Annotated in this window: 11 protein-coding genes and 1 pseudogene; 10 read left to right on the top strand and 2 right to left on the bottom strand. The window is 54.9% G+C overall.

Going from position 1 to position 8,951, the window contains the following annotated elements; all coding sequences use genetic code 11:
* The 9 genes and pseudogenes from M6G53_RS17605 to M6G53_RS17565 all read left to right on the top strand — a co-directional run.
* Positions 1-215: hypothetical protein (locus tag M6G53_RS17605; protein WP_253333358.1), on the top strand; the 215-nt coding region annotated here is incomplete at its 5' end.
* Positions 216-304: 89 nt separating this feature from the next.
* Positions 305-535: a helix-turn-helix transcriptional regulator gene (locus tag M6G53_RS17600; protein WP_000410046.1), complete on the top strand. Its 231-nt coding sequence runs from the start codon at positions 305-307 to the stop codon at positions 533-535.
* 3 nt (positions 536-538) lie between these two features.
* Positions 539-1,324, top strand: coding sequence for a helicase RepA family protein (locus M6G53_RS17595; RefSeq protein ID WP_436286530.1), 786 nt, complete (start codon positions 539-541; stop codon positions 1,322-1,324).
* Positions 1,325-1,383: 59 nt separating this feature from the next.
* On the top strand, positions 1,384-1,953 hold the full coding sequence (locus M6G53_RS17590) for a recombinase family protein (RefSeq protein WP_253333356.1): 570 nt from the start codon (positions 1,384-1,386) through the stop codon (positions 1,951-1,953).
* A gap of 9 nt (positions 1,954-1,962) precedes the next feature.
* A complete protein-coding gene (locus M6G53_RS17585) occupies positions 1,963-3,432 on the top strand; it encodes an Eco57I restriction-modification methylase domain-containing protein (protein ID WP_253333354.1) in 1,470 nt (489 codons plus the stop codon).
* Positions 3,429-4,385: a BsuBI/PstI family type II restriction endonuclease gene (locus tag M6G53_RS17580; RefSeq protein WP_253333352.1), complete on the top strand. Its 957-nt coding sequence runs from the start codon at positions 3,429-3,431 to the stop codon at positions 4,383-4,385. The genes M6G53_RS17585 and M6G53_RS17580 overlap by 4 nt, the downstream gene beginning before the upstream one ends.
* Before the next feature lie 4 nt (positions 4,386-4,389).
* Complete coding sequence (locus M6G53_RS17575; RefSeq protein ID WP_253333350.1) at positions 4,390-4,956, top strand: hypothetical protein; 567 nt, start codon at positions 4,390-4,392, stop codon at positions 4,954-4,956.
* Between the two features lie 93 nt (positions 4,957-5,049).
* Positions 5,050-5,247, top strand: a complete 198-nt coding sequence (locus M6G53_RS17570; protein WP_253333348.1) for an addiction module antidote protein — start codon at positions 5,050-5,052, stop codon at positions 5,245-5,247.
* A gap of 340 nt (positions 5,248-5,587) precedes the next feature.
* Positions 5,588-5,863 (top strand): annotated as a pseudogene (locus M6G53_RS17565) (type II toxin-antitoxin system RelE/ParE family toxin).
* A 16-nt stretch (positions 5,864-5,879) separates the two neighbouring features.
* On the opposite strand, the gene M6G53_RS17560 reads toward M6G53_RS17565, so the two are convergent.
* Together M6G53_RS17560 and M6G53_RS17555 are read right to left on the bottom strand one after the other, a co-directional pair.
* The gene (locus tag M6G53_RS17560; RefSeq protein ID WP_253333346.1) at positions 5,880-7,661 is read right to left on the bottom strand and encodes a hybrid sensor histidine kinase/response regulator; all 1,782 of its coding nucleotides are present in this window, start codon (positions 7,659-7,661) and stop codon (positions 5,880-5,882) included.
* Entirely contained in the window at positions 7,658-8,290 is a 633-nt protein-coding gene (locus M6G53_RS17555) for a response regulator transcription factor (RefSeq protein WP_253333343.1), read from the bottom strand. Before M6G53_RS17555 ends, M6G53_RS17560 begins: the two co-directional genes overlap by 4 nt.
* A 176-nt stretch (positions 8,291-8,466) precedes the next feature.
* Between M6G53_RS17555 and M6G53_RS17550 the strand changes: the two genes are divergently transcribed.
* A complete protein-coding gene (locus M6G53_RS17550) occupies positions 8,467-8,781 on the top strand; it encodes a putative periplasmic lipoprotein (RefSeq protein WP_110158293.1) in 315 nt (104 codons plus the stop codon).
* Positions 8,782-8,951: the final 170 nt, after the last annotated feature.

Raw genomic sequence — 8,951 nt, 5'->3', positions numbered from 1 at the left:
GAAGAACAGCAATCTCCACTCTTAACTCCAATGTTAGCATCGGCAGCTCGCTTAAAACTGCCAGTTTTACCCCAGGTGGGTCCGAATTACATTGGCATGTGGGTCATTTTTACATCGGTACTAACACCTATTTTAAACCTAATAAAAACAGCGGATTGCATTATCATGATTGTCCGTCAAACCTTGAATTTACGGACAATAAGCAATTGATTTAATTGGAAAAATATGATCGTAGATGCTGGGATTTTCCGGGATTGTGTAGCAATAATTAAACCTCGGATGATGACAAAACGGGGTATTCGGTGTGGAAAAAGAATTAAGGAGAGCAAGTAAAGTTCTCATTAGCAAAAAGCAACTGCTAGAGATGATTCCGCTGTGCGAGCGTACGATCTACAACTTTGAAAAGCAGGGGAAATTTCCTCAGCGCATTGCGCTCAGTAGCCGCAAGGTCGTGTGGGATTTGGCGGAGGTCGAGGCATGGATTGATGCGTGCAAACATTCCAGCCCGGCTCCCCGGCCCGGAATGGGGGCCTGAATTGTGGCGATTGACTTGATTGACTTACGGGCAGCGTTCGAGAACGAACCGCCCGCACTAGACTTTATTTGGCCGGGCTTCCTTGCTGGGACAGTAGGCGCGTTGGTGGCTCCCGGAGCCACGGGTAAGAGCTTCTGGGCGCTGGAAGCAGCAATGTCGGTCGCCTGTGCTGCAACCGTTGAAAGCAGAGCGGCTGGTGGTGACTTGGTAGGGCTTGCACCTGCGAAAGCTGGCCGCGTCGTCTATTACGCCGGAGAGGACCCCAAGCCAGCGCTGATTGGGCGAATTCATTCTATTGGCAAACATCTTGGGCACGAAGCTCGCGAAGCCGTCATAGAAAACCTCATGGTCATACCGATCATGGGAAAACTAATGGACGTGATGAACGAAAGTAAGCGGGCCGAGGTAATCGAGCAATGCGAAGGCGCTCGACTAATCGTTCTGGACACGTTGAGCCGTATTCATACCCTTGATGAGAACAGCAACGGTGAGATGGCTCAGCTTGTCGCTAAGCTTGAGGAAATTGCCACCATTACTAAAGCGTCAGTGCTTTATCTGCACCATGTCAGCAAAGGCAGCGCCCGCGACGGGCAGGCCGATCAGCAACAGGCAGTACGTGGTGCGTCGGCTCTTGTCGATAATCCCCGATGGTGCGGTTTCGTCGCCAAAATGACTGAAAAAGAAGCGCAGAACCATACTGACCGCGTCTACGACCGACAGCCTATCGGGGAAAACCGCCGGAAGTTCTTTGGTTTTCTTGACAGTCCGCTGGGCTTCGCGGTTTTGTAGCTGGACACACCCTAGCGTGTTAAGATACCCGTCAATTTTTCAATGTTTCGGTATTGTCAATGAATCAACGCATTGGATACGCCCGCGTTTCGACGGACGACCAGCACCTAGACCAGCAGCGTGATGCGCTCAAGCAGGCTGGGTGCAGCGTGATCTATGAGGAAACCGCGAGCGGCAAAAACACCGCACGTCCGGAGCTTGAGCAGTGCCGCATGGCGCTACGGGCAGGGGATACCCTCGTGGTGTGGCGGCTGGATCGACTTGGACGCAGCCTCCCTGACCTTGTCCAGATCGTGGCAGACCTTGAGCAGCGCGATGTCGGCTTTGAGAGCTTGACGGAGAAGATTGAGACTGGCAGCGCGGCGGGCAAGCTGGTTTTACATGTTTTCGCGACGCTGGCTGAGTTCGAGCGCAGCTTGATCCGGGAGCGGACGCAGGCCGGGCTGGCGGCAGCCCGCGCACGTGGCCGGGCCGGTGGCCGCAAACCGAAGTTAGACGACCAGCAGGTGCGCGAGATCAAAGCCCTGTTGCGCGATCCAGATATTCAGGTGGCTGAGGTAGCCCGCCGTTATGGCGTGTCCCGAACCACCCTTTACAAGCATGTCGGCGTCATCACGCCGCGTCAATGAGGAGTTTGGATGAACCAACAGCTAGACACCGCGGACAGCGTACGCCGTGAGGTGGCACCGCGTACTGCGCAGAAACACAAAGCCGAATTCGGCCAATTTATGACACCTTCTAGCGTGGCGCGTTTCATGGCGTCGCTGTTCCCACTCAGTACCCTGCAGACCTGCCGTTTACTGGATGCTGGCGCTGGTGTGGGGGCTCTGTCATGCGCCTTTCTTGACCGCTGGGTGACGGGCGGATTTGGCTTTGAGTCCGTCGAGGCGACGGCCTACGAGATTGATGCCAACCTGCGTGGCCACCTTGCACAGCACTTGGGTGGATACAGCCGCGTGACGCCCCGCATTATCGCGGGCGATTACATCGAACTGGCGACCGCCGAAGGTTTGGGGGATAGAGGCTATACCCATGTGATCCTCAATCCACCGTACAAGAAGATCAACAGCCAATCGGCCCATCGGCTGGCCCTGCGCAGTGTCGGAATCGAGACGGTGAACCTGTATTCCGCCTTTGTCGCGCTAGCTGTGGGCGAAGCGGCACCGGGTGGGCAGATTGTGGCTATCATCCCGCGCAGTTTCTGCAACGGGCCGTATTACCGCCCTTTTCGCGATTTTATTCTGGCGCGGGCAGCGATCCGTCACATGCATCTGTTTGAGTCGCGCAGCAAGGCTTTCAAGGATGACGAGGTTCTGCAGGAGAACATCATCATACACTTGGAGCGTGGTGCGCAGCAGGGGGCTGTCACGATTTCGACCTCTACCGATGACAGCTTTTCCGATCTCAATACCAACGAACACCCGTTCGACCGGATAGTGTTCCCGGATGACCCGGAGCGTTTCATTCATGTGCCGACGACGACCGAAAAAACCGCTATCGAGTTATCGCCCGCTGTGCGCTATTCGCTGGCTGACATTGGCGTGAAGGTATCGACCGGGCCGGTTGTCGATTTCCGTCTGAAAGCGCATCTACGTGATATGCCCGAGCAGGGCACTGTTCCCCTGATTTACCCCGGACATTTGAGCACGACCGGCACGGTTTGGCCTGTGCCAGGGTTGAAGAAACCAAATGCGCTCATGCGCAATGACGAGACGGAAAAGTGGCTTTATCCGAACGGGTTCTATTGTGTGGTGCGCCGATTCTCATCGAAAGAGGAAAAGCGCCGCGTGGTGGCAAGCATTGTTGATCCTGCCGCCTTTGGTGATCATTCTATGCTGGGCTTCGAGAACCATATGAACCTGTTTCACGAGGACAAGCACGGCTTGCCTGAGGCGCTGGCCCGTGGACTGGTCGTGTTCCTGAACACGACCGCAGTAGATGAGCATTTCCGTCGCTTCAACGGCCATACGCAGGTCAATGCAACTGACCTCAAGCTGATGAAATACCCGAGCCGGGATACCCTGATCCAACTTGGCGAGTGGGCTATGCAGCAAGGAACGCTCACGCAAGACCTGATCGACACCAAGCTGAGAACTCTGACCGCATGAAAGACAAGAACGATTACATAGAGGACGCTCAACAAATCATTATTTCTCTTGGGCTACCAAAGGCACAGCATAATGAGCGCTCAGCCCTTTGTCTGTTGGCCCTCTTAGATCTAACGCCGGGTAAGTCATGGGCTGAAGCGGAAAACCCGCTGATCGGCATAACGCCCATAATGGATTGGGCGCGCGATCACTTCGACAAGGCTTATAAGCCGAACACCCGTGAATCGGTACGCCGACAGACTATGCATCAGTTCTGTGACGCGGGGCTGGCTCTCTACAATCCTGACAAGCCCGACCGTGCTGTAAATAGTCCGAAGGCGGTTTATCAAATTGAACCCGCTGCACTAGTCCTGCTGCGCACCTTCGGAACCCCTGCATGGCATGACAGCCTCGTTGCTTATCTGGCCGAGCGTGAAACGCTTGTTGCCCGCTATGCTAAAGAGCGCGAGCAGAACCGTATACCGGTTGAGATTGCACCGGGTCAACAAATCACCCTCAGTCCTGGAGAGCACAGCGAGCTGATCCGGGCCATCATCGAGGATTTTGCCCCGCGTTTTGCACCGGGTAGCGTGCTGGTCTATGCCGGTGACACGGGCGACAAGTGGGGTTATTTTGATGCTCCCCTACTTGCCGGATTGGGCGTCGATGTGGATTCACACGGGAAGATGCCCGATGTGGTGTTGCACTTCACTGAGAAAAACTGGCTGCTACTGGTAGAGTCCGTCACCAGTCACGGGCCAGTCGATGGCAAGCGCCATACCGAGCTGGCGAAGCTATTCGCCGGATCGACCGCTGGGCTGGTCTATGTGACCGCCTTCCCAAACCGAGCCATTATGGGTCGTTACCTAGGTGAAATTGCTTGGGAAACAGAAGTGTGGGTGGCGGACGCACCGTCCCACTTGATCCACTTTAACGGCGTGCGCTTCCTCGGGCCGTATCCGGCCGAGGGGTGAGGCGATGGCAAACAGCCAAATTCATCCACAAGGGTGGATTTCTCTTTTTATAGAGCCGAAACATGAAGAGCGGGCTAAGCAGATGCGAGCCGAACGTGACCGCCAGTATGGAAACATCTACACCGAGACGGCCACTGATGAGCGATGGGTGGGCGACCTAGGCGAGATGGTTTTCAACTCGTGGCTTAAGCACGAGGGTATCCAAGGCTTTGCGTGGGTGTTAGACGATGCCGCTGGTCAGCCTGATTTCGTGACGGCTATGAACATCCGTATCGGGGTCAAGACGGTGAAGCGCAAGGTGCCGCCCCGCGAGGACTACACAGCCCAGATCACCGCTCGTCATGCGGAGGAACCCATCGACCAGTTCTTCTTCATGACCTATGAAATCAAAAAGCGTTGTATGTGGTTGTTGGGTGGTATCAACCGCGAGTGCTTCCTGCAGGAAGCTCGCTACTACGGGGCCGGTGAATGGGTACATACCAACTATCAGATTCGAGAGGGGCATGAGATTTACAATATTGAGCTTGCTAAGCTAGTTCCTCCGAATGCGTGGATTAAGACGGTAGCGTAGGTGGGCCGATTTGACGGTCTTTGAGCGTCGTAAGCTCGAAAAGCTGTTTGGGATGGGTGGCTGGACAACTCATTAGCAACGAGGAAGATTCCAATGAAAGACAGATTGCATGACATGGCGATGGCCGAGCACTTCCGCGCCGACCCTGCCTATGCAGCGGAGCTGCTCGCCGAAGTCCGCCGCAACGGTGATCCAGCCGAGCTGGCCATTCTGTTGCGGCAGATGGCCACGGCCTCGGCAGGTGATGCGAGGTCGGATGACGCCGATACTGGGCGCACTCTATCCCTCTGATTTGAATGTGGTATTTTTCATGGTTCAACAAGTTGGTGGTTGTATAAAACAATTGATTTATATGATGTTTTTTCGGTAATTGATAATTGAGTGGGAATGATTAACCCCCCTTCACAGCCTGTTCGTAACTAGGCCGAAGTGACTAAAACCCTCTGTAAAAACAGAGGGTTTTTCTTTATATGGACATCTCTTTTCTGCCTGCTTCCAGCCATGAGTAAAGCCGAACAAGGATAATGCGCAAGGGCGCGTATTCTCAAAGGAACCGCTGTTGGATGAGCTTTAGGCATGACAGTGCTCAATATTAAGGGATTGCAATGGAATTTGAGTACACGCCGACTCAATAGCGAACCCTCTCCGTCGCGTTGATGACGAACCACTCCCAATGATGACGGAAATACTCACTCAGTTTGAGTATGCCGTTAACCTGTCTCCATAGGGATGCCAGATTTGCCCCGAGCTGCTCAAAATCGGCTGCGCAAAGCGCCGGGAGTTTAATCCTGCTGGAGGTGACCGGGTTTTGCATTCCGTAGACGGAGGATTGGTAACGGCGCATGCGATTTTGTCACACCGGCAGGATATCCAGCAGCGGCTGTTTAAGCGGCTGATCATGGCCTGATAGCCCTCAACATGCACTAGCCCGCCCCCCACTGCGTCAGTAGCGCATGCAGCCTGGCCGGCTCCAGCGGCTTGCGCAGCACCAGATAGCCTTCCTGCTCGGCCTCTTGCAATATCTGCGAGTTGAACTCGCCGCTGACCATCGCGCCGCTCACGTCCGGCAGGCGTTCGAACAGCGCTTTCAGGATGTCGAAACCGCTCTCGCCGGAACGCAGGCGCTGGTCGCACAGCACGGCGAACGGCGTAAAGCCGTCGTCGACGATGGCGAAGGCTTCCTCGGCGGAGGCCGCGCAGCGCACGGTGATGCCCCAGGTGCTCATCAGGCTCTCCCAGGCGGAGGTCACCAAAGGATCGTCGTCCACCACCAGGCACGCGCCGCGCAGCGGCGCATAGCGGATGGGCGTGGCGGTGTTGTCGTAGGCGGTCGCGGTTTCCGGCACTTTGTCTTCGCCGCTGTATTGCGTGAAGCGCATCCAGAAACGCGAGCCTTTGCCTTCGACGGAGTGCATGCCGTACTTCACCTTCATCAGCTTGGCGCAGCGCGCCACCACCGCCAGCCCCAGCCCGTGGCCGGCGCTGTCGATTTTCCACGCCAGCTCGGGGCGGTAATAAGGGGAGAAGATTTTGCTTTTCTCTTCGTCGGCGATGCCCACGCCGGTGTCCCACACTTCCACCAGGCACTCGGCGCCGCGCGGGCGGATGGCGATCAGCACGCCGCCCCGTTGCGTGTAGCGCAGGGCGTTTTGGATCAGGTTGATCAGCGATTGCCGCACCAGCAGCGGATCGCCCATCACGCTGATGCGCCGTTTGGGCCGCCAGGTGCGTAGCACCAGGGCGCGGCTGTTGGCCTCTTCGCGGAACAGGGTGATCACCGAGTCGAGCAGGGCGCCGATATCCACATGGGTGGCGGCGGTGCGCACGTTGCCGGATTCGATCTTGCTGAGATCGAGCAGTGAATTGAACATCAAATGCACCGAACGCACGCTCTGCTGTAGATCCAGCAGCTGCGGCGTCAGGCTGTCGTCGCGGTTTTTGTGGATGATGGCTTCGATCAGAAAGCCCATGGCGTGCACCGGCTGGCGCAGATCGTGGCTGGCGGTGGTCAGGAACTGGTTCTTGTCCAGCAGCGCCTGTTCCGCCTCCTCTTTGGCCTGGCGGAACTGCTCCGCCAGGCGCGAGCTTTGTTCCTCGAGCAACGCCTGCTGGATAAAGAACGCATGCGAGGTTAACGCGTGGCGGTAAATGGCGAAGCCGTACAGCAAGTTCAGCATCAGCACGATGAACATCACGTCTTCCAGCCGGCAGATGATGCCGAGGTTCAGCAGCCCCCAGGAAGCGAAGAAAAAGCGGGTAAAGGTGCTGATAACCGGCGTCAGATGCGTTGCGTTGGCGGCGACGATCGCGGCGATGCTGATATTGAGCAGCAGGAAAAAGTCAAAGTTATGGGTCTGCGGCGTAATTAAATAGAGTGATGAGATCCCCAACCCGTGAATAAAGGCCACCTTATTAATGCGCGGCAGCCAGCGGCGCAGCACGGCGTCTTCATCATTTTCTTTGGCCTCATGCAGGTAGCGACGGTGCCATATTCGGATCGCCACGGCGCATAGCAGGTAAACGATGATCCAGGTAATGGTTGGGCCGAGTTCATCGCCCAGCAAATAAATCCAGATGGCGAATGGGATGCCGACGAAAGGCACGGCGGTGAAACTGAACACCATCCGCATGAAGGTGTTGTCCAGCAGGCGGATCTGCGCGCGTGGAGAGATACCATCATTTTGTAAATTCTGGAAAAACCTCATTGCGATGGGTCCCGTTTGCCGTGCAGCAGCGTGATGGCTTCTACCCGGCTGTTGACGCCGATCTTTTTCAATATATTGCTGATATGCTCTTTCACGGTCGGCTCGGAAATAGACAGTTGTGTCGCGATCCTTTTATTTGGCAGGCCGCGCAACATCATGGTTAATACGTCGATTTGCCGCGGCGTTAAATTGAATTTATTTAAATGGTCATGGCTGCTTTTAATAGCAGATTCATTTCCTTCCGGGAACCACTCCTGATTATTGTTTAGCGCAAAAACCGCCCTGGCGAATAATTCAGGGGGTTCGTTTTTTAATACGAATCCATGCCCGCCGGCCTGGTGAACTTTCTGCCAGATATCGTTATTCTCGTCGCCGCTGACCACCAAAATGCGTACCTGCGGATAACGTTGTTTTACTTCTTTGAGTAATTTCAATGCCGTACCGGAAGAGAGCCAAAAATCGATCACCAGTAAACGCGGCGGGCCATTTTCCCTAATATGGCGGTAGCAATTCTCTTCATTGGTCACCACCTGCGCCTGTTTGAATCGGCAATGCGTGCTGAGAAAATTAGCGATGCCGCTTGCTACTAATGGATGGTCATCAACGACCAACGCATAATCCTGCCCCAAAGGATTCTCCTTTTGCCTTTACATAATCAGATTGGTCTGATGAATTATTATCAACCCTCCCTACTTTAGGAGGGTTTTTTCGTTTAGGAAAGAGAAATATATTATTCGGGGATTTGGAGAAGAGAAAACATAAAGCTAATCGGTAATTTCAACTGATTGGTTATAAAGGATAATTTATGAAAAAACCACTTGTCGTTTTAACCCTTACGATGCTGATAGCCGGTTGTTCCACCCTGAAAACCGATCAGGCCATTCCTCTGCTGCAGGCGGAAACCGCCAAAATGCTGGGGTTGGGCTCGTCGGACGAAATTACCGTGACCAATGTCAATGGCGCGCAGCCGGATGCGTTGGGCGGTCAAAAACTTTCTTATCGCGCCACCACGGAAAAAGGCCGCATTTTCGATTGCTCGTCGCTGATGATGCCGGGAATTTTAGGTTCGTCGCCGTCGCTGAGCGCGCCGACCTGTACGCCGGTGGTCACGCATAAATAATTCGCTTTGGAGGCGGTACTGCCGCTTCCTGGTTTTCCATCGTCGGAGCGTCAGCGCCGGGGGGCAATAAGCTGCCGATTCGACGATCAATAAACCGGCGTGTGCGAAATAGCGCCTCACTGCATATAACAACGATTTTCGCGACATCACGCTAACGAGTACGGAGATAG

Source organism: Serratia nevei, assembly GCF_024160145.1.
Classification (GTDB): Bacteria; Pseudomonadota; Gammaproteobacteria; order Enterobacterales; family Enterobacteriaceae; genus Serratia; species Serratia nevei_A.
Note: the sequence above shows the minus strand (reverse complement) of the source record. Positions and strands in the feature narration are given on the sequence as shown.